Origin of the sequence: Stenotrophomonas testudinis, assembly GCF_024499815.1 — a bacterium.
Classification (GTDB): domain Bacteria; phylum Pseudomonadota; class Gammaproteobacteria; order Xanthomonadales; family Xanthomonadaceae; genus Stenotrophomonas.
Genome location: NZ_JAMOKY010000035.1, coordinates 12,351 through 36,329, shown reverse-complemented (window position 1 = coordinate 36,329; position 23,979 = coordinate 12,351). Strand labels below are relative to the sequence as shown.

The following is a 23,979-nucleotide window of genomic DNA, read 5'->3' as shown; positions in this document are numbered from 1 at the left end:
ACCCCGAGGGCTTGCCCCGGCTACACACTGTCCCGAAAAGTCGTGCCTGTCCAATTCCCCATCAAGCTGGTCGGCCGCCGCATGCTGGCGCCCACCGTCGGCCACTACCAGTTCGTGCGTGATGACGGCCAGCCGCTGGATTTCCAGCCCGGCCAGTTCATCCAGGTCCATTTCAGCTACGCCGATGGCACCGAAACCAAGCGCAGCTACTCGCTGGCGACCCTCCATGACCACGCGCTGGGCCCGGGCGAGGCGGTGGATATCGCCGTCAGCTTCGTGCCCGGTGGTGCCGCCACGGCCCTGTTCGAGGCGCTGGACCTCGGCGGCCAGGTCAGTGCGTCCGGCCCGTACGGCCGCTTCTGCCTGAACCCCGGCGACCACAATGCCCGCTACCTGCTGATCGCCACCGGCACCGGCGTTACCCCGTACCGGTCGATGCTGCCGCTGCTGGAAACGGCCATGGCCGAGCGCGGCGTGCAGGTGGTCCTGCTGCAGGGCGCGCGCAGCCCGGGCGAGCTGCTGTACAGCGAAGATTTCTACAGCTTCGCCGAAAAGCACCCGAACTTCCGTTATGTGCCGTGCCTGTCGCGCGAACTGCCGGCCGACCCGCACCCGGACGTGCACCACGGCTACGTGCAGCAGGCCCTGGCAGGCTTCACGCCGGACCCGGCCACCGACATCGCCTACCTGTGCGGCAACCCGGACATGGTCGATGCCTGCGCCGAGGCGCTGAAGGAAGCGGGGCTCGGCAACCCGCAGATCCGCCGCGAGAAGTACGTCAGCAGCAAGTAGGCCGGCCACGGGCGCGATAGTGCCGGCCGCTGGCCGGCACCTCACGTTCTCGAAGCGGCACGTTGCCCAGGGTGCAGAACGCTTCGAGGTCCGACCAGCGCAGCCCGTCGCCGGCCTTCCAGCCATCGCGGGTGACATAGAACTTCCACTCGCGGGTGGCATGCGGCGCCGGGGCCAGGAACTCGAAGGTGTAGCGACCGCTGGCATCGGCGCGGATCAATGATGTCGTCCAGTCGCTGCGGTCCAGGTCCAGGCCGCGGTACTTGCTGTTGCCGCCGCTGCACAGCTGGCCATCGGGCACGACCGCCTGATGGTTGCCATTGGCGTTGGCCTGGTTGATGCCGGCCCAGTCGTAGAACGGCTGCGCCCCCCCAAGGCCTTGGCGGCGGCGCAGGCGGGGTTGGTCGGAATCTCCTGATTGCCCTGGTAACAGGCGTAGATGCGGCTCATCGGCTTGGACAGCGTGCCGTGCGCCTGCGCGCTGCCGGGCAGGAAGATCCCTGCGGACAGCGTCGCGGCGACGGCGAGCAGGAGGCGTGTCTGCATGGGGTGCGTCCCTGGACGTGTGGAAGAGGGGGCAGTCTCCACACCCGTTGCAGCCACCACCATGCAACGATTCCTAAAAGTGCACGAGTGCAAACGCGTTAACCGTTTTCATGCGATGCGTGCCGCAGACCACGCGCGCATCCGGCCGCTTGAATTCGCGCCCGCAACAGCGGTTTCGCCAGAACGCGCTAGGATGCAGGCATTGCCTGGCACGCACGGACCGCATGTCCCTGGACCTTCCCACCATCGGTGTACTTGGCCTGCTGCTGTGCATCGGCATCGCAACGGGCTTTTCGCTGCTGCTGGTGGCGCTGCGCGGGCAGCCGGTGCTGCGTTTGTGGACGGCCAGCCTGTGGCTGCTGACCCTGGGCGTGATCCTGATGGGGCTGCGCCCCTGGCTGCCGCAGGTGCCGGCCATCCTCGGCGGCAATGCGGCCATGGCGGCCTCGAGCGTACTGATGCTGCGCGGCATGGCCCTGCACCTCGGCCAGCCGATGCCGCTGTGGCGCTCGCTGGGCCTGGTCGCTGCCTTCATGGCCGGCATCTTCCTGTTCCTGGTGGCATGGCCCATCCTGGAGGTGCGCCTGCACGTGTTCAGCGTGTTCGCGATCATCATCAACAGCTGGATCGCTGTTCTGCTGCTGCGCCATGCGCCGCCGGCACAGCGCATCAGCTGCCGGCTGGCAGCGGCGGTGTTCCTCGCCGAAGCGGTGGTCTACGTCGTGCGCCTGTTCCTGCCGCCAGATGCCGATGCGGGCGGGGACATCATGCGTGTGGGCTCGCCGATGTTCCTCACCTACCTGGCCGGGATAATGCTGGAACTGGCGCGCTGCTTTGCGCTGGTCCTGCTGCTGCTCGAACGCCTGCTGGTGGACCTGCGCCGCGCCGCCCGTACCGATGGCCTCACCGGCCTGCTCAACCGCAGCGCGGTGCTGGCCGACGGGGCCGACCAGCTGCAGCAGGTGCGCCGCCTGCAGCGCCCGCTGGCGGTGCTGCTGCTGGACGTGGACCACTTCAAGGCGATCAATGACCGCTGGGGGCATCTTTCAGGCGACCAGGTGCTGCAGCATTTCACCGGCGTGCTGGAGCACTGCGCACGCGGCCACGTGCACCTGCTCAGTCGCTATGGCGGCGAGGAGTTCCTGTTGCTGCTGCCCGGCAGTGCCGGCGAAGCGGAGCGACTGGCCACGGTCATCCGTCATGCACTGCAGCAACGGCCGGCGCCGCTGGGTACCGGCCCGGTGGCGGTGACCGCCAGCATCGGCCTGGCCATGGATGATGGTCATAGCGACCTGGCTGGGCTGATCGCCCGCGCCGATGCCGCGCTGTACCGGGCCAAGGCCGAAGGCCGCGACCGGCTGGTGGCGGCTGCCGAAACGGCCTAGCGCGATTGCCCATCGCCGCCAGCGCCGGGGCCGTGTAAGTTTGTTCGAAAGTGGGTCACATCTGCCGCGGCGCTGCGTCGTGGTCGACAGGAACGTCCTCCAGGGGAATCAAGCACGATGCAAAAACACCATTTCCGACTGGCCAGGCGATCGGCCAGCATGCTGTTTGCCGGCGCGATACTTGCCGGCTGTAGTGCAACGGCTCCCGGTGCCGCCGACGGCAATGACACGCCAAGCCAGCGCTACGGGGCGATCGAGTTCCGTCCGTGCACGCTGACCACGGTCGGCGCCAGCGCCAACGTCGAAGCCCAGTGCGGCAAGCTGCAGGTGCCCGAAGACCGCGCCCATCCCGAGGGCCGCAAGATCGACCTGCGCATCGCCTGGCTGGAATCGGATGACAGCGGCAACGGCCAGCCGGATCCCGTGTTCTTCCTCGCCGGCGGCCCCGGCCAGGCGGCCAGCGAAGTGGCAGTCATCGTCGATACGGCCCTGCGCCAGGTGCGCAAGCAGCGTGACGTGTTCCTGATCGACCAGCGTGGCACCGGCGGCTCCAATCCGCTCAGCTGCCTGGGCGCGGACGGCAAGGCGCTGCAGATGGACGAGGACGCGGCGCCGAGTGAGGCGCTGCTGCGCGACTACGCACAGCAGTGCGCGGCATCGCTGCAGGGGCGCGCCGATGCGCGCTTCTACACCACCGCTGAGGCCATCGCCGATCTGGATGCGGTGCGCCAGGCGCTGGGCGCGGACAAACTGAACCTGGTTGGCGGCTCCTACGGCACCCGCGTGGCCCAGCGCTACGCGATCGCCTACCCGCAGCACACCCGCAGCCTGGTCATCGACGGCGTTGTGCCCAACGACCTGGTGGTCGGCGGCGAGTTCGCCAACACCTTCGACAACGCCATCACCCTGCAGTCCGCGCAGTGCCGCAAGGATGCCGCGTGCAGCAAGCGCTTCCCGGTCGATACCCGCACCCAGCTGCGCAGCGTGGTTGACACCCTGCGCCGCGCACCGGTCACCGTCGATTACCGCGACCCGGGCACCAACGCGCCGCGCCAGGATGTGCTGTCCCCGGACAGTGTGGTCGGCCTGGCCTTCGCCTTCTCCTACGTGCCCGAGTATTCCTCGCTGCTGCCGCTGGTGCTGGATGAAGCCGCACAGGGCCGCTATGCGCCGCTGGCTTCGCTGGCACGCGGCGCGACCCGCACCATGGATTTCCAGATCAACCGTGGCATGCAGTGGTCGGTCATCTGCAGCGAGGATGCACCGCGCTACCAGGCACCGGCCACCAGCGACGATGATCTGTTCGGCCCGGAGGCGGCGCGTGCGTTCTTCGCCGCCTGTCCGGTGTGGCCGCACCAGCCGGCTGCGGCCACGCTCACTGCACCGCTGAAAAGCGACCTGCCGGTGCTGCTGCTGTCCGGCGAGCTGGATCCGGTCACCCCGCCGCGCTACGCCGAACAGGTGCTCAAGGGCCTGCCCAACGGCCGCGCACTGGTCGCCCGCGGCCAGGGCCACGGCACCCTCACCGCCGGCTGCATGCCGCGCCTGCTGGGCCAGTTCATCGATGCCAACGATGCCAAGGCGCTCGACGCCAGCTGCCTGGACACGCTGAGCCACGTGCCGGCGTTCACCTCGTTCAACGGATGGACCCCATGATCGTCGCCGACAACCTGCACAAGGCCTTCGACACCCGCACCGGTCGCGTCCAGGCGGTGGCCAACGTCGGCTTCCGCGCCGCCGATGGCCAGATCACCGGACTGCTCGGCCCCAACGGCGCCGGCAAGACCACCACCATGCGCATGCTGTACACGCTGATGACGCCCGACCAGGGCAGCATCACCGTCGATGGCATCGATGCCGCCCGCGATCCGATCGAGGTGCGCCGCCACCTGGGCGTGCTGCCCGATGCGCGCGGTGTCTACAAGCGCCTGACCGCGCGCGAGAACATCACCTACTTCGGCGAACTGCACGGCCTGTCGGCGCAGCGCATCCGCGAACGCATCGAAGTGCTGTCGCACGCGCTGGACATGGCCGACATCCTCGACCGCCAGACCGATGGCTTCTCGCAGGGCCAGCGCACCAAGACCGCCATCGCCCGCGCGCTGGTGCACGACCCGCGCAACGTCATCCTCGACGAACCCACCAACGGCCTCGACGTGATGACCACCCGCGCGCTGCGCCGGTTCCTGCTGGGCCTGCGCGAGGAAGGCCGCTGCGTGATCCTGTCCAGCCACATCATGCAGGAGGTGGGTGCGCTGTGTGACCACATCGTCATCATCGCCAAGGGCACCGTGATGGCCGCAGGCAGTGCCGACGAACTGCGCGCGCAGGCCGGCGAAACCAACCTGGAAGATGCGTTCGTGAAACTGATCGGCAGCGAAGAGGGCCTGCACGCATGAGCATGATGTCGACCCTGATGACGGTGATGCGCAAGGAACTGCGCGACCTCTCGCGTGACCGCCGCACCCTGGCGCTGACCCTGCTGTTCGGCCCGCTGCTGTACCCGTTGCTGATCCTGGGCATGGGCAAGCTGTCGGAAAGCCGCTTCCGCACGCAGATCGAACAGCCGCTGGACATCCCCACGATCGGTGCCGAGCACGCCCCGAACCTGGTCCGCTTCCTTGCCGCGCAGGGCCTGAACGCGACTGCGGCACCGGATGACCTGGCCGAGGCGATCCGCGCCCAGGACATCGACGTGGCGCTGCGCATCAGCGCCGATTTCGGCAAGGACTGGGCCGACGGCAAGCCGGCGCTGGTGGAAGTGATCCGCGACAGCACGCGGCGTGCCGCCGAGGTGCCCACGGCGCGCCTGCAGGCGGCGCTGTCCACCTACAACGGGCAGGTGGGGGCGCTGCGCCTGATGGCTCGTGGCGTCGATGCGCAGGTCGCACGACCGCTCGACATGGCCACCCAGGACATGGCCAGTACCGAAGCCAAGCGCGGCATGATGCTGTCGATGCTGCTGCCGGTGCTGCTGACCCTGACCTCGTTCATCGGTGGCGCGTACCTGGTGATGGACACCACCGCCGGCGAACGTGAGCGGCAATCGCTGGAGCCGTTGCTGGCCACGCCGGGCTCGCGCAGCGCGATCGTCAGCGGCAAGATCGGCGCCGCCTGCGTGGTCGGGTTCGTGTCGCTGCTGCTGACACTGGTCGCGTTCAAGGTCAGCGCCCAGTTCGCCTCGGGCAACGTCGGCCGGCAGCTCAACATGAACATCCTCTCGATGGTGCAGATGCTGCTGGTGATGCTGCCGATGCTGCTGATCGGCACCTCACTGCTGACCTACCTGTCGGCTGCGGCCAAGAGCATGAAGGAAGCCCAGAGCCACATGACCTGGCTGGTGCTGCTGCCGATGCTGCCGGGCTATGCGCTGATGGCCTACCCGGTGAAGAGCCAGCTGTGGCAGTACGCCGTGCCGTTCCTGTCGCAGAACCAGATGCTGCTGAAGGTGATCCGCCACGAAGTGATCACCCCGACCATCTGGGCGGTCTACCTGGGCGCCAGCCTCGGCCTGGCCGCCATCCTGTGGTTCGCCGCCGTGCGCCGCTACCACCAGGAGCGCCTGGCCATTTCCGGCTGAAAAAAGGGGATGGGCAAACGCCAGCGCCGGGTCACGCCCGGCGGATGTGCAGCGAGGCCAGGTCATACCGGGCCTCGTTGTTTTTCGATCCGCCATGACGGGCTTCACCGCACGCCATACCGCGCCGGCGTCACCCCCATCTCGCGCTTGAACACGGCAATGAACGCACTGGGTGTGTCATAGCCCATCGACAACGCGACTTCGATGACTGTTTCCCCTGCCAGCAGACGCGGCAGCGCCAGAAGCACCCGAAGGCGCTGCCGCCACTGGCCCAGCGTCATGCCTGTTTCGGCCAGCCAATGGCGGGCCAGGCTGCGGCCGGACAGCGCACTGGCAAGCGCCCAGTCTTCAACGCTGCGGTTGTCATGCGGTGCGCGCGCCAGTGCGGCGGCAATGCACCGCAAGCGACGGTCGCGCGGTTGCGGCAGCGCAAGCGGCAGGGGAGTGCTGCTGCCAATCTCGTCGGCAATCACGCCCGCCAGTCTCAGCTGCGCATCCTCCAGAGCGCCATGCGGCCACTGCAGGGCGCGCGGTACAGCCGCCTGCAGCAGCACGCTGGGCTGGAATACACGCGGCGCAGCTGGCAATGCGATGCAGGCCGCAGTACTGAAGTACAGGCTCCAACCATCGAAGGCACCGATGCTGGCCAGAGCGTGCGGCAGATCAGGCGGCACCCAGGCGACGTACCCGGCAGGCAACAGCCAGTGATGGTTATCCACTTCAATGCGCAGCAGACCGTTGTGTGCACCCAGCAACTGTCCGCGTGCGTGCCGGTGCCGCGCGGTGCGGCGTGGTCCCGTCGTTGCCAGCTGCGCGCCCAGCAGGCACGGCCCGCTGCCAGCGTCAGCCAGTGCGGGTTCGATCAAGGGTGTCGGGGTTGGCTGGTCTGCCATATCAATTGGCAGTTATACGGCAGAACAGTCATCCCGCAAGCCTGACACTGGGCGTCCATCCCGGAGAGCACTTCCCATGAAACCGCAGGACATCCTTCCCGACCAGCAGAACGACGTGCAGGTGAACGGGCTGACCGTGCGCAAGGGCAGCGTCGGCGCCTTCCTCGCCAGCGTCCGCGACTGGCAGGATCCGACAGGCAGCGATGCCACCCGTGCTGCCGCCGAGACCGATCTGCGCAGCGTGTTGCCGGCATTGCACGCGCTCGGCCTCTTCCAGGTGCTGACGGCGCGTGATCCGGCGCTGCAGCAGCTGATCGACGGCGAGCACTGAAACAAACAAGGCCCGGATCGCTCCGGGCCTTGTGAGGGCGTCTCGCCAGGCATGGCCCGGCGCTACCGTGGCTCTGGTCAGCCGCCCGGCGCGAACACCAGGGTGCGGCGGGTGGTGACCGGGGCGCTCACTGGTTCGAAGCGCCAGCGCTTCACGGCGTTCAGCGCTTCGCGGTCGAAGACGCGCGACGGCGTCGCACGCAGCACGCGGGCGTTGGTCACCGAGCCGTCGGTACCGACGGTGATTTCCATCAGCACTTCGCCCGAGGTGCCCGAGCGCAGGGCCTCGGCCGGGTAGCGCGGGGCCGGGGTGCTGACCGGGCGCAGGGTCGGTGCGGCGGTTGCAGCGGCGGCGCGCGCGGCGCTGGCCTGCTGGGCCGCGGCCTGCTGCTGCTTCTGCTCGGCCTCGCGACGCGCGGCGGCCTGGCGTTCGGCGTCCTGGCGCTCGCTGTCGCGGCGGGCCGCATCCTGCTGGGCGGCAATCTGCTTGGCCGCGTCGGCTTCCTTGGCGCGCTGCTCGGCCAGGCGCTGCTGTTCAACCAGCTGCTTGGCGCGGTCCTCGGCGTCCTTCTTGACCTTGGCGGTCTCGTCCTCGGTGCGCTTGGCGGCCACCTGCACGCCCTTGGTCAGGCCTTCCTTCAGGCGCGGCAGGGCCGGCGCCGACGGGTCGACCTTCTCGATCAGGGCCACCAGGCGCTGGCCTTCAGCGAAGTCCTCGCGGCCCAGATGCTGCTCGGCGGCAATCAGGGTGTAGGGCAGCAGGTCGGTCAGCGCGCTCTTCACCGAGGCGTCGTCCGGCGTCTTGTCGCGCAGGGCGAGGTAGTACTCGATGGCGTTGTCGCCGGCCGGCGCGTACATGCGGTTCTCGGCCAGGGCACGGCTGGCCGAATCGCGCAGCTGTTCGGTGCCCATCGACTGCACTTTGGCCGCCACGGCCGGTGCGGCAGGCGTGGTGGCGGGCGTGGCAGCGCCTTCGGCGGCCGGTGCTGGTGTTTCTTCCTTGCCCGAACAGGCAGCCAGTGCCAGTGCCAGGGCAACCGGCATCCACCGGCGCGCGGCAGCAATCGTTGTGACGTGCGACATCCTGCTCCCCTTTAGAAGACGACGTTACGTAAGCCGTGGATCTGCATGGCCGGGACCGGGGTCCGGGCGTGGCGGCTGGCGTTTCCCGACGCCGCCGCCGGCAACGGCGAGGGTGCAATCTAGCATCCCGCCCACCCTTGCGCACAAGGGGATGGGCCGTGCCGATGGCGACAAAAGCGGTCGCCATCGGCCATGTGGCTCAGTGCGCGCCGGGTTTGCCGTGGCTGTCAGCCTTGTCGTGGCTGCCGGACATCAGCTTGTCGGTCCAGGCGATGCCGATCGCCGACAGGATGAACACGCAGTGGATGATGGTCTGCCACAGCACGCCGTCGGCGGTCAGCATCGAGCACTTGGAGGCGCCGATGTTGGCGGCTGCGATGTTCATCTGCTCCGGGGTGCACAGCGGGATGCCGCCCAGCGCGCCGGTGGCGATGAAGGTCTTCAGCAGGTGGATCGAGGAGATGCCGATGATCGCCATCGCCAGCTTCACCTTCAGCACGCTGGCGTTGACGTGGCTCAGCCATTCCGGCTGGTCCGGGTGGCCCTCCAGGCGCAGGCGCGACACGAAGGTCTCGTAACCGCCGACGATCACCATCACCAGCAGGTTGGAAATCATCACCACGTCGATCAGGCCCAGCACGATCAGCATGATCTGCTGCTCGCCCATCGAGGCCGAATGCGAAATCAGGTGCCACAGTTCCTTGCCAAACAGGAACACATAAACGCACTGCGCCACGATCAGGCCCAGGTACAGCGGCAGCTGCAGCCAGCGCGAGGCGAAGATCAGGTTGGACAGCGGGGAGAGCGGCGGACGGTTTGCACTCATGCGGGGGATGCTGCGTTTCGAGGGAGAGGCGAGGTTACCGGGCCACCATGACGGTGCCAAGCCAACGCACGCACTAGACTTCAGGTTCCTTCCGAACCCCGAGCCGACGCCATGATCGACCTGTATTACTGGCCCACCCCCAACGGCCACAAAGTCACCCTGCTGCTGGAGGAAGCCGGCCTGGAATACCGCATCCACCCGGTCAACATCGGCTCGGGTGACCAGTTCAAGCCGGAATTCCTGGCCATTTCGCCCAACAACAAGATGCCGGCCATCGTCGACCATGCCCCGGCCGATGGCGGCGCCCCGCAGAGCGTGTTCGAATCCGGCGCGATCCTGCTGTACCTGGCTGAAAAGACCGGCCAGTTCCTGCCCAGCGACCCGCGCGGCCGCGTCACCACCCTGGAATGGCTGTTCTGGCAGATGGCCGGGCTGGGCCCGATGAGCGGCCAGATGGGCCACTTCAACGTCTACGCGCCGGAGAAGATCCCGTACGCGATCGAGCGTTACGACAATGAAGTGCGGCGCCTGCACGGGGTCATGGACAAGCGCCTGGCCGAGCACGCCTACCTGGCTGGCGATGAATACACCATCGCCGACATGGCCAGCTACCCGTGGGTTGGCGCCTACGACAAGATTCCGGTCGATTTCGCCGCCTTCCCGAACCTGAAGCGCTGGCATGACGCCATCGCCGCGCGCCCGGCCACCCAGCGCGCCTACGCCCTGAGCAAGCAGGTGAACCCCAACGCTGGCAAGCCGATGAGCGAGGACGAGCGCAAGCACCTGTTCGGCCAGCGCTGAAGGTTGCAGAGGCCGGGGTCAGATACCTTTGCCCGGCAAAGGGATCTGACCCCGCCTGGCCATGGGCAGAAGGTCATGCTGCCTTCGCGCACCGGCTTGGTTAGGATGGACGCTGACGTTGCCCGGGATGTCCCATGCGCCACCTGTTCGCCTCGCTTGCCCTCATGCTCGCCACCACCACTGCCGCCCACGCTGAAAAACTCACCCTGGAAGCCATCACCGGCCCGCTGCCGCTGTCCGGCCCGACCCTGATGAAGCCCAAGGTGGCCCCGGACGGCTCGCGCGTCACCTTCCTGCGCGGCAAGGACAGCGACCGCAACCAGCTGGACCTGTGGAGCTACGACATCGGCAGCGGCCAGACCCGCCTGCTGGTCGATTCGAAGGTGGTGCTGCCCGGCACCGAAACCCTCAGCGACGAAGAGAAGGCCCGCCGCGAGCGCCAGCGCATCGCCGCGATGACCGGCATCGTCGATTACCAGTGGTCGCCGGACGCGCAGCGCCTGCTGTTCCCGCTGGGCGGCGAGCTGTACCTGTACGACCTGAAGCAGCAGGGCGCAGCGGCCGTGCGCCAGCTGACCCACGGCGAAGGCTTTGCCACCGATGCCAAGCTGTCGCCCAAGGGCGGCTTCGTCAGCTTCATCCGCGGTCGCAACCTGTGGGTGATCGACCTCGCCAGCGGCAAGCAGCTGCAGCTGACCGCCGACGGCAGCGCGACCATCGGCAACGGCGTGGCCGAGTTCGTCGCCGATGAGGAAATGGACCGCCACACCGGTTACTGGTGGGCGCCGGATGATTCGGCCATTGCCTTCGCCCGTATCGACGAAGCGCCGGTGCCGGTGCAGAAGCGCTACGAGGTCTACGCCGACCGCACCGACGTGGTCGAACAACGCTACCCGGCCGCCGGCGATGCCAACGTGCGCGTGCAGCTGGGCGTGATCGCGCCGGCGGCCGCCGCCACGCCGCGCTGGATCGACCTCGGCAAGGAACAGGACATCTACCTGGCCCGCGTCGATTGGCGCGATGCCAAGCACGTCACCTACCAGCGCCAGTCGCGCGACCAGAAGCTGCTGGACCTGGTGGAAGTGGCGCTCGATTCCGACCGCCAGCGCGTGCTCGCCCACGAGACCAGCCCGACCTGGGTGCCGCTGCACAACAGCCTGCGTTTCCTCGACGATGGCAGCGTGCTGTGGTCGTCCGAGCGCACCGGCTTCCAGCACCTGTACCGCATCGATGCCCAGGGCAAGACCACCGCGCTGACCCGCGGTGACTGGTCGGTAGACGAACTGCTGGCCGTCGATGAAAAGGCCGGCAAGGCCTACTTCCGTGCCGGCATCGATTCGGCGCGCGAAAGCCAGATCTACGCCGTGTCGCTGCAGGGCGGCCAGCCGCAGCGCCTGTCCAAGGCGCCGGGCATGCACACCGCCAGCTTCGCGCGCAACGCCAGCGTCTACGTGGACACCTGGTCGAACAGCACCACGCCGCCGCAGATCGAGCTGTTCCGGGCCAACGGCGAGAAGATCGCCACCTTGCTCGAGAACGACCTGTCCGATCCCAAGCACCCGTATGCGCGCTACCGCGAAGCGCAGCGCCCGATCGAGTTCGGCACGCTCACCGCCGCCGACGGCAAGACCCCGTTGAACTACAGCATCATCAAGCCGGCCGGCTTCGACCCGTCCAAGCGCTACCCGGTGGCGGTGTACGTGTACGGCGGCCCGGCCAGCCAGACCGTCACCGACAGCTGGCCCGGCCGTGGCGACCACCTGTTCAACCAGTACCTGGCCCAGCAGGGCTATGTGGTGTTCTCGCTGGACAACCGCGGCACCCCGCGCCGCGGCCGTGACTTCGGCGGCGCGCTGTACGGCAGGCAGGGCACGGTGGAAGTGGCCGACCAGCTCCGTGGCGTGGCCTGGCTGAAGCAGCAGCCGTGGGTGGACCCGGCGCGCATCGGCGTGCAGGGCTGGTCCAACGGCGGCTACATGACCCTGATGCTGCTGGCCAAGGCGTCGGACAGCTATGCCTGCGGCGTGGCCGGCGCACCGGTCACCGACTGGGGTCTGTACGACAGCCACTACACCGAACGCTACATGGACCTGCCCAAGCGCAATGAAGCGGGCTACCGCGAAGCGCGGGTGCTCACCCACATCGAGGGCCTGCGCTCGCCGCTGCTGCTGATCCACGGCATGGCCGACGACAACGTACTGTTCACCAATTCGACCAGCCTGATGAGCGCGCTGCAGAAGCGTGGCCAGCCGTTTGAACTGATGACCTACCCCGGCGCCAAGCATGGCCTGTCCGGCGCCGATGCCCTGCATCGCTACCGCGTGGCCGAAGCTTTCCTGGGACGTTGCCTGAAGCCCTGATCCGCAGCCGGGAAGGAGCCCGCCGATGACCCTGCCACCACCGATTCCCGCCCATCGACAGACGTCCGCCGGTTGGTGGTGCCGCCATTGGCGCTGGGCAATGCCGCTGACGGTGGTGCTGGTGCTGGGCGGCGCAGGTGGCGTGGTGACCTGGAGCGTGCTGCGCTGGAGCGAGGCGGCACGCGAGAGCCCGCCGATGCGCGAAGCGCTGCGTCGCGCGGGCTGCAGCATCGAACTGGTGGAAGCCTTCGGCGAGCCGCTGCATATCGAATCGATGCCGCTGGGCAGCATGCAGACCGCGATCAACGGCCAGCGCGATGTCGGCCTGACCGTTGCGCTGGAAGGACCGCATGCGCACGGACGGTTGTTCGTGCAGGGCAGCCGTCGCGATGAAGTCTGGGATTACCCGGTGATGTATGTACTGGCCGAAGACAAGCAGACCTTCGATCTGACCGCGCTGGATGACGACGAGGCTGCGGGAGAGTGCGAGTTGCAGGCCTGCCGTGATCGCGGCGAATGCCCGCTGACCGCGGCGTTGTGACCTCCGGCCGATTGTCGCCACCGCGCTGAGCGCGTAGGGTGCGGGCAACCCTGTCCTGGAGTGCACCATGAAGCCGATTGCGTTCGCCGTTGCCCTGGCCCTGACTGCCGCACCGCTGCTGTCCGCACCGCCGGCCCTGGCCGCGCCGGCTGCCAAGGCCGCCACACCGGCCAGCCCGGCCTGGGTCGCCCGCAGCAATGCGCTGGCGCAGATCCTGCTTGATGCACAAGGCCCGTTCCAGCCGGAGGAAACCGGTTTCTTCGGCGTGCCCGGCTACGACGACAAGGTGGCCGACCTCGGCCCCGACAACGGCAAGCGCTACCGTGCGGCGATCGCCAAGGCCCGCGATGAGCTGAAGACGAAGCTGGCCACGGAAAAGGATCCCAATGTCCGCCAGGATCTGGCGATCATCATCCACGCCGCCGACCAGAACATCGAAGGCAGCACGCTCAACGAGAAGTACCTGCTGCCGTGGAGCGACGCGCCGCAGACGGTGTTCAGCGGCCTCAACCTGCTGCTGTCCGACCAGGTGCCCGCCGAGCGCCGGGCCAAGGCGCTCGACCGCCTCAAGGCCTATGCTGGCCTGCAGCCGGGCGGCACCGCGTTCACCACGCTGGCCCGCCAGCGTTACGAAGAACGCCTGAAGGACAACACGCTGCTGCAGCCCACGCAGATCGAAGTGCAGCAGTCGCTGGACAACGTCGAGACCTACATCACCGGCATCGAGTCGCTGCTGAAGAAGTACCAGATTGCCGGCGCCGATGAGGCAATGAAGGCCCTGGCCACGCAGATGAAGGACTACGCCGCCTGGGCCCGCAAGGAAGTGCTGCCGAAGGCGCGCACCGACGCACGCCTGCCGGCCCCGTTGTATGCGTTCCAGCTCAAGCAGGTCGGCATCGACATCGATCCGAAGCTGCTGATGCAGCGTGCGCAGCTGGAATTCATGGAAACCCGCTCGGCGATGCAGCAGCTGGCGCCGCTGGTGGCGAAGGATAAGGGCCTGAAGGTCGCCGACCCGAGCGACCCGGTGGCGGTGATCCGCGCGCTGAAGGCCGACAAGATCGCTGACGATCAGCTGGAAGGCCACTACCGCAAGGTGATCGACGCGATCGATCCGCTGATCCGCGAACACGGCATCGTCGACGTGCCCAAGCGCGCCATGCAGATGCGCCTGGGGTCGGCGGCGGAGAGCGCCGCCAGCCCGGCCCCGCACTTCCTGCCGGCGCCGCTGGTCAACAACACCGGGCAGCAGGGCACCTTCGTGCTGCCACTGGGCAACCCGGCCGCAGGCCCGGGTGCGCAGTACGATGATTTCAACTTCGGTGCGGCGGCGTGGACGCTGAGTGCGCATGAAGGCCGTCCAGGCCACGAGCTGCAGTTCACTGCGATGGTCGAGCGTGGCGTGTCGCTGGCGCGCACCATGTTCGCGTTCAATTCGGTGAACGTGGAAGGCTGGGCGCTGTACGCCGAGGCGGAGATGGTGCCGTACGAGCCGCTGGACGGGCAGATGATCGCGCTGCAGTTCCGCCTGCTGCGCGCGGCCCGCGCCATGCTCGACCCGATGCTCAACCTCGGCCTGACCGACCGTGCCAACGGCGAGCGTGTGCTGATGGAGCAGGTCGGCCTGTCCAAGGCGATGGCCACCCAGGAACTGGACCGCTACATGGTGCGCATGCCGGGCCAGGCGGGCAGCTACTTCTACGGCTACACCCGCATCCTCGAACTGCGCATGCAGACCGAGCTGGCGCTGGGCGCGAAGTTTGATCGACTGGCGTTCAACAACTTCCTGCTCGACCAGGGCCTGCTGCCGCCGGACCAGCTGGCCGAAGCGGTGCAGCAGCAGTTCGTACCGAAGTACCAGAAGAAGTAAGCGGTAGCGCCGGGCCGTGCCCGGCGAGCGCAGCGGAAAAGCCGCCGGGCATGGCCCGGCGCTACCCGCGTTGCGGCGGTTGCGTCAGCGCTGCGGCTGCGGGGTAATCGTCTGCGTCGGCAACCGAGCCGGGGCGTCCGGGTTCGGTACCCAGATCGCGACACCGGCCGCGCGCTTCTGCGTGGTCGGGATGCCGATGCCGACGCCGCCGCCCACGTGCGAGCCGTAGCTGCCGGCGCCCACCGACATGCCGACCGGCGAGCCGCTGCTGCCTACGCCCATCAGGATCACGCCGTTGGCGCCCAGCGCCGCGGCTTCGCGCTTGAGCCGTGCGACGGCCGCGTCAGTCTGGCCCTGGGTACCGAAACCGACCGCCGAGGACGATTCCAGCTGGGCGATTTCCAGCGAACCGGCCGGCGGAGTGGAATAGATCTGCACCTGCGCCGGGTCGATCGGCGCGCGTGCGCGGCCCAGCATCACCTTGGAGGTGCTGGCGCAGCCGGCAGCGGCCAGCAGCATGGCGGTCAAAGCGAGCCAACGGATGTTCATGGCGTTTACCCCTGTAGGACAGTTCGGATCATCGGCCCGGGACTCTGAATCGGCGCCAACACCGTCGCCCGGGGCATGGCCAGCATGCTGGCATGGGGCGGGTGAGTGTGTCGCCAACGGTGGTAGGCGGCAGCCACCAGACAGGCTAATGTTGGGGAAGGAACCGACCTGAGGGGAGCTGGGCATGGGTGTGATCAGTCTGTTGTGGGGCATCGTGGCGCTGCTGTGGATGATCCTGGCCCTGATCCCGCTGCTGGGCTGGGGCAACTGGTTCCTGATCCCGTTCGCGGCGGTGGGCGCGGTCATTGCTGCGCTGGGCATCCTCTTCACCCACCCCAGCAAGCGCGGCCGCGCCAAGACCGGGCTGGTCCTGAACGGCATCGTGGTGCTGGTCGGCATCGTCCGCCTGAGCCTGGGCGGCGGGGTGATCTGAACACGCTGCTCGGAGTCGCGCCCATGGGTGCGACCGGGCGTCGCAGCCCCACGGCCCGGCGCCGGGCAGGGGAGTACAATGCCGGGCTGCGCGAGCCCCCCGCGTGCCTGTGAAACCGCGCCCGGCGCGGCTGACTCCATGATCATTCGTTCCCGTCCCCACGGCTGGCAACTGCTGTACATCCTGCGCGGTTCCATCGTGCCGGCCATCGCGCCGAAGGTGCTGGCCATCCTGGTGCTGTCGATTGCCGTCGCCGCCGTGGTGGAACTGGCCCCGCCGTTCGGCATCGAGCGGGTCTCGGTTACCCCGTTCACCCTGCTCGGTCTGGTCCTGTCGATCTTCCTCAGCTTCCGCAACAGCGCGTGCCATGACCGCTGGTGGGAAGGCCGCAAGCTGTGGGGCCAGCTGATCTACGAATCGCGTTCGCTGGCGCGCCAGGTGCACCTGCTGCTGGCCGACGACAGCGGCCGCCGCCGCCGCATCGCCTACCTCACCACCGCCTTCGCCCATGCCCTGGCCGCACGCCTGCGCGGGCGCATCGTCACCCTGGTGGCGCTGCCCTGGCTGGACAAGCCGCAGCGCGAGCAGCTGGCCGAGCGCGAGAACGTGCCCGACGCACTGCTGTCGATGATCGCCGCCGAGCTGGCCCAGGCGCTGCGCAGCGGCGAGCTGGAGCCGATCCTCTACACCCAGCTGGAGGACCGGCTGCACGCGATGTCCTCCATCCAGGCCGGCTGCGAGCGCATCCTCAGCACGCCGCTGCCGTTCGCCTACACCTTGCTGCTGCACCGCTGCGCGTGGATGTTCTGCGTGCTGCTGCCGTTCGGCCTGGCCAGTTCGCTGGGCTGGGGCACGCCGGTGCTGTCGGCGGTGCTGGCCTATGCCTTCTTCGGCCTGGACCAGCTGGGCGAGGAGATGGAAGAGCCCTTCGGCCTGGAGCCGAACGACCTGCCGCTGGACGCCATGGTGCGCACGATCGAGATCGACCAGCTCGACGCGCTCGGCGAACGCCCCCTGCCCGAACCCCTGCTGCCGCAGGGCTACCTGTTGCAATAGCCACTCCCCGGAGCCTGCCATGCCTCATCCACATTACCGCCCGCGGCGCATGCGCCATGACGAATTCTCGCGCCGCCTGATGCGCGAGAACACGCTGACCACCGACGACCTCATCTACCCGGTGTTCGTGCACGAGCTGGCCGGCCGCACCGCCGTACCGTCGATGCCTGGCGTGGAGCGCCTGTCGATTGAAGAACTGCTCAAAGTGGCCGAAGAGGCGCTGGAGCTCGGCATTCCGGTGATCGATCTGTTCCCGGTCATCGACAGCTCGCAGAAGTCGCTGGATGCGTCGGCGGCGTGGGCCGAGGACGGCCTGGCGCAGCGTGCGATCCGCGCGCTGAAGACGCGCTTCCCGGAACTGGGCGTGATGACCGACGTGGCCCTGGACCCTTACACCACGCACGGCCAGGACGGCATCATCGACGACAAGGGCTACGTGCTCAACGACATCACCGTTGAAGCCCTGGTCAAGCAGTCGCTGTCGCATGCCGAAGCCGGCGCCGACATCATCTCGCCCTCGGACATGATGGACGGCCGCATCGGCGCGATCCGCCGTGCGCTGGATGCCGACCAACACCTCAACGTGCGCATCATGGCGTACTCGGCCAAGTACGCCTCGGCGTTCTACGGTCCGTTCCGTGATGCGGTGGGCAGCGCCGGCAGCCTTGGCAAGGCCGACAAGAAGACCTACCAGATGGACCCGGCCAACGGTGACGAGGCCCTGCGCGAGATCGCGCTGGATCTTGAGGAAGGCGCCGACATGGTGATGGTCAAGCCGGGCATGCCCTACCTGGACCTGGTGCGCCGGGTGAAGGAGACGTTCGGCGTGCCGACTTTCGCCTACCAGGTCAGTGGCGAATACGCGATGATGAAGGCCGCCTTCGCCAACGGCTGGCTGGACGAACGCGCCTGCGTGATGGAATCGCTGCTGGGCTTCAAGCGGGCTGGCGCCGACGGCGTACTGACCTACTTCGCGCCGCAGGTGGCGCGTTGGCTGCGCGAGCGCTGACAATAGCGCTCACGACGGACGGAGGAACACGCGATGGGACCGGAAATGGGATGGATGCAATGGCTGATCTGGGGCACCGGCACGCTGGTGTTCGGCGCCATCATCGTCGCCGTGTTCGTGGCGGCCTGGCGTGCCAGTCGGCGCCCGCCGGAGCAGCTCTCCGCCGCCGCCCACGTGGCCCGTGAGCAGGCCCTGCCGGAAAGCGTGCAGGCCGAACTGGCCGCGCTGAACCGCCGCAAGGACAACGGCCAGCTGAGCGAGATCGATTACGAGAAGCAGCGCGCCCAGGTGTTGGCGCGCCGGTAGTCGCCAACCTTGGTTGTCGCTCCAGGGCATGCCGACCAAGGTTGGCATCTACCAGACGGTCATCCACGCACGGCGTGGATCTACCGCACGCACCCGGCCACGGCCGCGACCTTCGGCACCGCCAGCCGGTACACATCCACGCCACCGGCACGCGGTGCCCTGGCCGCACTGCTGGCCACCAGCATCTCGCCCGGCTTCGCATTGTCGACCACCGTCGCGCCAGTCCATCCGCCGGTCTGGTTGAACGACAGCCCCAGCGGCTGCAGCGCGGCACCGGTCCAGGCGCAGGCGCTGGTCATCACCTGCGCGGCCTCGCCGTTGCCACGGCTGAACACCACCGCGCCGTCATTGCCCAGCCAATCGCCGTCGGTTTCGTCGGCAGCGGTGTTGAGCGCGGCCAGGGCCACGGCCACACCGCGCATGCCCTGCGCATCCAGCGGCGCCACGAACAGATCCCAGCCCGCGCCACGGCCCTGGTCGCGCGCGAACAGCAGCCGGCGGCCATCGGCGCTGAGGGCCGCGCCACGCTCGGCACGGCTGCCATCCTTGCCGGCCAGCGCCTGCGACCGGCCCACGCTGCCATCGGCGGCCACCGCCGCGCGGTACAGCGCCCATTTCCCCTCGCGGCCGGCGGCGAACAGCAGCCAGTGGCCATCGCGGCTGAAATAAGGGTCCAGCGCCTCGCCGGCCACGTCCACCGGCAGGGCTTGGACCTGCTGCCAGCGGCCGTCCACTACCCGTGCCTGCCACAGCCCCCAGCCTGCCTCGCCACGGCGGGCGAAGACGATGCGCTGGCCGTCGGCACTGATCGTCGCCCGGCCCTCGTCGGCGCGGGTGGAGACCACGCCCATGCCCTCGATGCCGTACTCGTTCAACGCCATCGCCACGGGGGCAGAGAGTAGACTGGCGGCAAGCACCAGCAGGGTCGGGGTGATGCGCATCATCCGGGTCCTTGCACGAAAGTGCACCAGTCTAGCCAGCTTGAGGATTCCATGACCGATCGTTACGCCGTCTTCGGACACCCCGTTGCCCACTCGAAGTCGCCGCTGATCCACGCGACGTTCGGTCGCCAGGAAGGCATCAGCATCGACTACCGCGCGATCGACCTGGCCCCGGATGCCTTCCTGGCCGGGCTGGACGCCTTCGCCGCTGAGGGTGGTGTCGGCGCCAACGTCACCTCGCCGCACAAGGAAGCCGCGTTCTCGGCGTGCACCACGCTGACCGCGCGCGCGCGCCGCGCCGGCTCGGTCAACACCCTGCTGCGCAAGGGCGACCGCTGGCACGGTGACACCACCGATGGCATCGGCCTGGTGCGTGACCTGACCGACCGCCACGGCCTGGACCTGCGCGGCCGCCGCGTGCTGCTGATCGGCGCCGGTGGTTCGGCACGCAGCGTCGCCCCGGCGCTGCTCGATGCCGGCATCACCGAGCTGGTAGTGGTCAACCGCACGCCGGAACGCGCCGACGAACTGATCGACGCCATGGGCGAGCCGGGCCGCGCGCTCAGCCGCTACTGGGAAGACCTGCGCGACCTGGGCGATTTCGAACTGATCCTCAACGCCACCTCGGCCGGCCGCGACCGCGACGTGGAGTTCAAGCTGCCGCTGTCGCTGGTCAATTCGATGACCACCGCAGTGGACCTGAACTATGGCGAGGCGGCCATCGCCTTCCTGGCCTGGGCGCGCGCGGCCAACTGCCGCAACACCGTCGATGGCCTGGGCATGCTGGTCGAGCAGGCCGCCGAGAGCTTCCTGCAGTGGCATGGGGTGCGCCCCCAGACCGACGAGGTCTACCAGCAGCTGCGTGCCGGTGCCGGCGCGTTTGCCGGCCAGGACTGAGCCATGGACAGCTCCTCACTGCTGCTGAGCGTGCTGAGCATGATCGGCGTGCGCCTGCCGGTGCTGATCGCGCTGTGCGTCGGCCTGGCCTGGGTGGTGGGCGCGCCGCGTGATGCGGCCCGCAGCGGTGCGCTGGCCGGCCTGGTGCTGCTGCTGGTGGCCAACCTTGGCGGCGTGGTTGCCAACGTGGTGCCGCTGTGGATGGTCAGCAGCGGTGATTTCACCGCCATCTCGGCGATGAGCGCGGTGCTGGGCGGCGTGCAGTTCGTGCTGTCGCTGCTGAGCGCCTTCGGCATCGTGCTGGTGATCTGGGCGCTGGTGCGCGTGCTGCGCCAGCGGCCGCCGCTGCCGCCTGCCGCAGGCCGGTAGCGCCGGGCCATGCCCGGCGGGTGCAGCGGTCCTGACAGAGCCGCCGGGCGTGGCCCGGCGCTACCGTGGATGGGCTGGCAACGCCGCATCCGCCCCTGCCCGGTGCGTCAATGCAACCCATGACCGCCAACCCCCGACGCCGCTGACCCTGTTCAGCGCCCGCGCCTCGGTCCCGGTGGCCGGCCATGCGACAATGGCCGGCCTGATCCAGCCACGGTAGTTCCTGGCGTGACCGAAACCGTCGCCGCCCCGCGCAAGCTCGATGACGCCTTGAAGGACGCGATCCGCAAGGCGTACACGACGCTGCAGGCCAACACCCCCGGCTTCTCCACCCGCCGCTCGCAGAGCCAGATGATCGGTGTGGTGTCGCGTGCGCTGTCCACCAGTGGCGGTGTCGGCGTGGTCGAGGCACCGACCGGCGTCGGCAAGAGTCTGGGCTACCTCACCGCGGGCGTGCCGATCGCGCTGGCCAGCAAGAAGAAGCTGGTCATCAGCACCGGTACCGTGGCCCTGCAGTCGCAGCTGGTCGAGCGTGACATTCCCAATTTCCTCAAGGCCACCGGCCTGGAAGCGACCGTGGCCCTGGCCAAGGGCCGCACCCGCTACCTGTGCACGCGCAATGCCGCTGAAGCGCAGGGCGAGGGCGCGCAGGGCGGCATGTTCGAGGACGAAGCGCCGCTGTACGACCGGCCGCTGGCGCCCATCGAAATGGATATCGCCAAGCGCCTGTCCGATGCCTTCACCAGCGGCACGTGGGACGGTGACATCGACAACGCGCCGGAAACCATCAGCCCCGGCCTGCGCAGCCGCATCACCACGCCCGCCTCGGCCTGCGCCGGGCGCCGCTGCGCGTATTCGGCGCAGTGCGCGGTGCTGCGCTCACGCAACACCGTGCGCGATGCGCAGATCGTGGTGACCAACCACGCGCTGCTGCTGTCGGCGCTGTCCATTGGTGACAGCGACAACGGCCAGCCGATGATCGCCGCGCCGTCGGACATGCTGCTGGTGCTGGACGAAGGCCACCACATCGGCAACGTGGCCATCGACCAGGGCGCGGCCAGCCTGGCCCTGGACGAGATGGCCAAGCGCACCGGCCGCCTGCAGATCCTGATTGCCGGTGCCTACCGCGCGGTCGACAAGGACCGCCTGGGCAACCTGCTGCCGAACGAAGCCATCGACGTGGCCAGCAACGTGGCCAAGCAGCTGCGTGCCTTCCGCGACCACGTGGAAGCGGTGTGGATGCCGGCCCCGGCCGACGAGGACCCGATGTGGCGCGCCGCCAACGGTCGCCTGCCCGAGACCTGGCGCGAGCCGATCGAAGCGCTGGCCGACGACACCCGCAGCCTCTACAACTGGGCCCACGCCGCCACGGCGCAGGTGGCCAAGGGCAAGCCGGACGATGCCGCGCGCGAGCGCCTGCAGCGCAACCTCGGCATGGCGCTGGAAATGATCGAGCAGCAGTACAACCTGTGGCAGGCCTGGCGCCGCGAGGACAAGGACGGCGCGCCCCCCACCGCGCGCTGGGTCACCGCCACCCGCGACGGCGATCTGGTACTGCATGGCTCGCCGGTATCGGCCGCGCACGTGCTGCGCAAGCTGCTGTGGGATCAGGTGGATTCGGTGGTGATGACCTCGGCCACGCTGACCGGCGGTGGCGATTTCCAGTCGCTGGCCATCGACAACGGCATTCCGCCCGATGCAGAGATGGTCTCGCTGGCCTCGCCGTTCGATCTGCCCAACCAGGCTGAGCTGATCGTGCCGAAGTTCCCGGTCACGCCCGATGACCGCGAAGGCCATCCGCGCGAAGTGGCGCGCTACCTGGACCAGGAGCTGGACTGGGCCAAGGGCTCGATGGTGCTGTTCACTTCGCGCTGGAAGATGGAGAAGGTGGCCGGCCTGATGTCGGCCGCGCGCCGCAAGCAGGTGCTGGTGCAGGGCGACATGTCCAAGACCCGGCTGATCGACGAACACCTGCGCCGCGTCGCCGCGGGCGAAGGCTCGGTGCTGTTTGGCCTGAACTCCTTCGGCGAGGGCCTGGACCTGCCCGGCGAAGCCTGCACCACGGTGGTCATCACCCAGGTGCCGTTCGCGGTGCCGACCGACCCGCAGACCGCCACGCTGAGCGAATGGGTGGAAGCCCGTGGCATGAACGCCTTCAACCTGATTGCCATCCCGCATGCGCTGCGCACGCTCACCCAGTTCGCCGGCCGCCTGATCCGCACGTCCACCGACACTGGCCGCGTGGTCATCCTTGATTCGCGGCTGCTGACCCGCCGCTACGGCAAGCGCATCATCGACGCACTGCCGCCGTTCAAGCGCGTGATCGGCTGACCCCACCACGCACGCTGTCGCTCAACCGCCCTCCGGCTTCCGGCAGGCCTGGTTGCCATAGGCGTTGTGGTAATCGCGATCAAAGCAGCGCAGGAAGCCATCGAGCACGTCCAGGTTCGGTGGCCAGGCCACATCCACCTTCTGCCCGCCTGCGGTCGTGAAGTGGTAGCGCCCATCCTTCAACGCCCCGGCGAAACCCTCCGGTGTGGGAATCGCGACCAGCGCCGCGCGGGCCTCTTCCAGTGCCGCACGGTCGCGCTGCAGGAACGCAACCGTGCCGTCCACGTAGGCATTCCAGTAACCGGGATCCTTGTCCTTAGGCTTGTAGGTGCGTTGCATCAGCGCAATCGCCTGGGCCGTCTGCCCGAGCTCGGCGCGCAGCTGGCCTTCGTGCCAGATGATGGTGGTGTTGCCCGCCGCCTTGGGCAGGGCGCTGTAGGCGGCAAGCAGATCGGCCGCTTCGCGCTGGCAACCGCGCTCGGCCAGCGGTCGCCAGCCGCCTTCCAGGTCCTGGTCGAACGCATCCGGTTCCATCGCCAGCATCGCATCGCGGTCGTAGCTGCAGTCCGGCGCCTTCGACGGTTCGGGTGCGGCGCCCAGCGCAGCGGCCAGGGCAAGCGAAAGCAACGTCATCACAACCTCCGTGTCAGTGAGTACCCCGGCACCGTAGCAGATCGCGCGGGTAGTGCCGGCCGCTGGCCGGCAACCTCGAAGATCGAATTACCATGACGCGACTGCACGCGCGGAGGAAAGCCACATGCACGACTGGACCATCATCGCGACCCACAGTGACTGGATCGCCGCCACCTTTGAACTCGTTCTGCGCGATTCAACTCAAACCGAGCGCCGCCTGCAGTTCGATGCGGTGAAGCACGTGATGCTGGACAGGAGCGAGCCCTGGGGACCAAGTGCATCGATCAACGACGTGACGGCGAGCGAAGATCGCGCCGAAGGTCTCATCCGCGCGGTGTTTGAGCTGCAGTCGGGCGGTGCGATCCACATTTCAGCAGGAGCGTGCCGCCTGGAGGGCGAGCCGTTCGTGTTCTGAGTGCTGTGCCGGGGTCGGAGCCCTTTCTGCGAA

The 23,979-nt window shown here is 68.3% G+C and carries 24 protein-coding genes and 1 pseudogene; 18 read left to right on the top strand and 7 right to left on the bottom strand.

Going from position 1 to position 23,979, the window contains the following annotated elements:
- Positions 1–42 precede the first annotated feature (42 nt).
- Positions 43–792, top strand: coding sequence for a ferredoxin--NADP reductase (locus tag NQ204_RS15885; protein ID WP_256644367.1), 750 nt, complete (start codon positions 43–45; stop codon positions 790–792).
- Positions 793–844: 52 nt separating this feature from the next.
- Here the strand turns inward: NQ204_RS15885 and NQ204_RS15880 are convergent.
- A pseudogene (locus NQ204_RS15880) lies at positions 845–1,338 on the bottom strand (lytic polysaccharide monooxygenase); the annotation flags it as partial.
- A gap of 224 nt (positions 1,339–1,562) precedes the next feature.
- Between NQ204_RS15880 and NQ204_RS15875 the strand changes: the two are divergent.
- The 4 genes from NQ204_RS15875 to NQ204_RS15860 all read left to right on the top strand — a co-directional run bounded on the left by NQ204_RS15875 (position 1,563) and on the right by NQ204_RS15860 (position 6,303).
- Positions 1,563–2,723 (top strand): GGDEF domain-containing protein, encoded by a 1,161-nt coding sequence (locus NQ204_RS15875; protein WP_256644365.1) that lies wholly within the window; start codon positions 1,563–1,565, stop codon positions 2,721–2,723.
- 117 nt (positions 2,724–2,840) lie between these two features.
- Positions 2,841–4,379 carry an alpha/beta hydrolase gene (locus NQ204_RS15870; protein WP_256644364.1) on the top strand — a complete coding sequence of 513 codons (1,539 nt, stop codon included), beginning with the start codon at positions 2,841–2,843 and terminating at the stop codon, positions 4,377–4,379.
- Positions 4,376–5,122, top strand: a complete 747-nt coding sequence (locus NQ204_RS15865) for an ABC transporter ATP-binding protein (RefSeq protein ID WP_108766759.1) — start codon at positions 4,376–4,378, stop codon at positions 5,120–5,122. Before NQ204_RS15870 ends, NQ204_RS15865 begins: the two co-directional genes overlap by 4 nt.
- On the top strand, positions 5,119–6,303 hold the full coding sequence (locus tag NQ204_RS15860) for an ABC transporter permease (protein WP_116865042.1): 1,185 nt from the start codon (positions 5,119–5,121) through the stop codon (positions 6,301–6,303). Before NQ204_RS15865 ends, NQ204_RS15860 begins: the two co-directional genes overlap by 4 nt.
- Positions 6,304–6,407: 104 nt before the next feature.
- On the opposite strand, the gene NQ204_RS15855 is transcribed toward NQ204_RS15860, so the two are convergent.
- Positions 6,408–7,196 carry a helix-turn-helix domain-containing protein gene (locus NQ204_RS15855; RefSeq protein WP_116865043.1) on the bottom strand — a complete coding sequence of 263 codons (789 nt, stop codon included), beginning with the start codon at positions 7,194–7,196 and terminating at the stop codon, positions 6,408–6,410.
- 76 nt (positions 7,197–7,272) lie between these two features.
- Here NQ204_RS15855 and NQ204_RS15850 point away from each other — a divergent pair, with 76 nt between their 5' ends.
- Positions 7,273–7,527 carry a hypothetical protein gene (locus tag NQ204_RS15850; RefSeq protein WP_116865044.1) on the top strand — a complete coding sequence of 85 codons (255 nt, stop codon included), beginning with the start codon at positions 7,273–7,275 and terminating at the stop codon, positions 7,525–7,527.
- 77 nt (positions 7,528–7,604) lie between these two features.
- Here NQ204_RS15850 and NQ204_RS15845 read toward each other — a convergent pair whose 3' ends face one another.
- Together NQ204_RS15845 and NQ204_RS15840 are read right to left on the bottom strand one after the other, a co-directional pair.
- Entirely contained in the window at positions 7,605–8,609 is a 1,005-nt protein-coding gene (locus tag NQ204_RS15845) for an energy transducer TonB (RefSeq protein WP_256644363.1), read from the bottom strand.
- Positions 8,610–8,808: 199 nt separating this feature from the next.
- Positions 8,809–9,435 carry a TIGR00645 family protein gene (locus tag NQ204_RS15840; RefSeq protein ID WP_116864190.1) on the bottom strand — a complete coding sequence of 209 codons (627 nt, stop codon included), beginning with the start codon at positions 9,433–9,435 and terminating at the stop codon, positions 8,809–8,811.
- 111 nt (positions 9,436–9,546) lie between these two features.
- Between NQ204_RS15840 and NQ204_RS15835 the strand changes: the two genes are divergently transcribed.
- The 4 genes from NQ204_RS15835 (at position 9,547) to NQ204_RS15820 (ending at position 15,007) form a co-directional block, all read left to right on the top strand.
- Positions 9,547–10,236 (top strand): glutathione binding-like protein, encoded by a 690-nt coding sequence (locus tag NQ204_RS15835; RefSeq protein ID WP_116864189.1) that lies wholly within the window; start codon positions 9,547–9,549, stop codon positions 10,234–10,236.
- 134 nt (positions 10,237–10,370) lie between these two features.
- On the top strand, positions 10,371–12,596 hold the full coding sequence (locus NQ204_RS15830) for a S9 family peptidase (RefSeq protein ID WP_256644362.1): 2,226 nt from the start codon (positions 10,371–10,373) through the stop codon (positions 12,594–12,596).
- A gap of 25 nt (positions 12,597–12,621) precedes the next feature.
- Positions 12,622–13,137 carry a cytochrome c oxidase assembly factor Coa1 family protein gene (locus NQ204_RS15825; protein ID WP_029379809.1) on the top strand — a complete coding sequence of 172 codons (516 nt, stop codon included), beginning with the start codon at positions 12,622–12,624 and terminating at the stop codon, positions 13,135–13,137.
- A 67-nt stretch (positions 13,138–13,204) separates the two neighbouring features.
- Entirely contained in the window at positions 13,205–15,007 is a 1,803-nt protein-coding gene (locus tag NQ204_RS15820; protein ID WP_256644361.1) for a DUF885 domain-containing protein, read from the top strand.
- 84 nt (positions 15,008–15,091) lie between these two features.
- Here NQ204_RS15820 and NQ204_RS15815 read toward each other — a convergent pair whose 3' ends face one another.
- Positions 15,092–15,556: a hypothetical protein gene (locus tag NQ204_RS15815; RefSeq protein ID WP_116864185.1), complete on the bottom strand. Its 465-nt coding sequence runs from the start codon at positions 15,554–15,556 to the stop codon at positions 15,092–15,094.
- 184 nt (positions 15,557–15,740) lie between these two features.
- On the opposite strand from NQ204_RS15815, the gene NQ204_RS15810 reads away from it, so the two are divergent.
- From NQ204_RS15810 to NQ204_RS15795, 4 genes are all read left to right on the top strand, one after another.
- Positions 15,741–15,989, top strand: coding sequence for a hypothetical protein (locus tag NQ204_RS15810; protein ID WP_108770397.1), 249 nt, complete (start codon positions 15,741–15,743; stop codon positions 15,987–15,989).
- A gap of 138 nt (positions 15,990–16,127) precedes the next feature.
- Positions 16,128–17,045, top strand: a complete 918-nt coding sequence (locus NQ204_RS15805) for a bestrophin family protein (RefSeq protein ID WP_256644360.1) — start codon at positions 16,128–16,130, stop codon at positions 17,043–17,045.
- Positions 17,046–17,064: 19 nt separating this feature from the next.
- Positions 17,065–18,054 carry a porphobilinogen synthase gene (hemB, locus tag NQ204_RS15800; protein ID WP_116864183.1) on the top strand — a complete coding sequence of 330 codons (990 nt, stop codon included), beginning with the start codon at positions 17,065–17,067 and terminating at the stop codon, positions 18,052–18,054.
- Positions 18,055–18,087: 33 nt separating this feature from the next.
- A complete protein-coding gene (locus NQ204_RS15795; protein WP_116864182.1) occupies positions 18,088–18,360 on the top strand; it encodes an SHOCT domain-containing protein in 273 nt (90 codons plus the stop codon).
- A gap of 80 nt (positions 18,361–18,440) precedes the next feature.
- Here NQ204_RS15795 and NQ204_RS15790 read toward each other — a convergent pair whose 3' ends face one another.
- Positions 18,441–19,304, bottom strand: a complete 864-nt coding sequence (locus NQ204_RS15790) for a TolB family protein (RefSeq protein ID WP_256644359.1) — start codon at positions 19,302–19,304, stop codon at positions 18,441–18,443.
- Positions 19,305–19,352: 48 nt separating this feature from the next.
- On the opposite strand from NQ204_RS15790, the gene aroE reads away from it, so the two are divergent.
- From aroE to dinG, 3 genes are all read left to right on the top strand, one after another.
- Positions 19,353–20,198, top strand: coding sequence for a shikimate dehydrogenase (gene aroE, locus NQ204_RS15785; protein ID WP_108770392.1), 846 nt, complete (start codon positions 19,353–19,355; stop codon positions 20,196–20,198).
- A 3-nt stretch (positions 20,199–20,201) separates the two neighbouring features.
- Positions 20,202–20,567 carry a hypothetical protein gene (locus NQ204_RS15780; protein WP_256644358.1) on the top strand — a complete coding sequence of 122 codons (366 nt, stop codon included), beginning with the start codon at positions 20,202–20,204 and terminating at the stop codon, positions 20,565–20,567.
- Between the two features lie 228 nt (positions 20,568–20,795).
- The gene (gene dinG / locus NQ204_RS15775; protein WP_256644357.1) at positions 20,796–22,898 is read left to right on the top strand and encodes an ATP-dependent DNA helicase DinG; all 2,103 of its coding nucleotides are present in this window, start codon (positions 20,796–20,798) and stop codon (positions 22,896–22,898) included.
- Between the two features lie 21 nt (positions 22,899–22,919).
- On the opposite strand, the gene NQ204_RS15770 is transcribed toward dinG, so the two are convergent.
- On the bottom strand, positions 22,920–23,531 hold the full coding sequence (locus NQ204_RS15770) for a hypothetical protein (RefSeq protein WP_256644356.1): 612 nt from the start codon (positions 23,529–23,531) through the stop codon (positions 22,920–22,922).
- Between the two features lie 124 nt (positions 23,532–23,655).
- Between NQ204_RS15770 and NQ204_RS15765 the strand changes: the two genes are divergently transcribed.
- Positions 23,656–23,946 (top strand): hypothetical protein, encoded by a 291-nt coding sequence (locus tag NQ204_RS15765; protein WP_256644355.1) that lies wholly within the window; start codon positions 23,656–23,658, stop codon positions 23,944–23,946.
- Positions 23,947–23,979 lie beyond the last annotated feature (33 nt).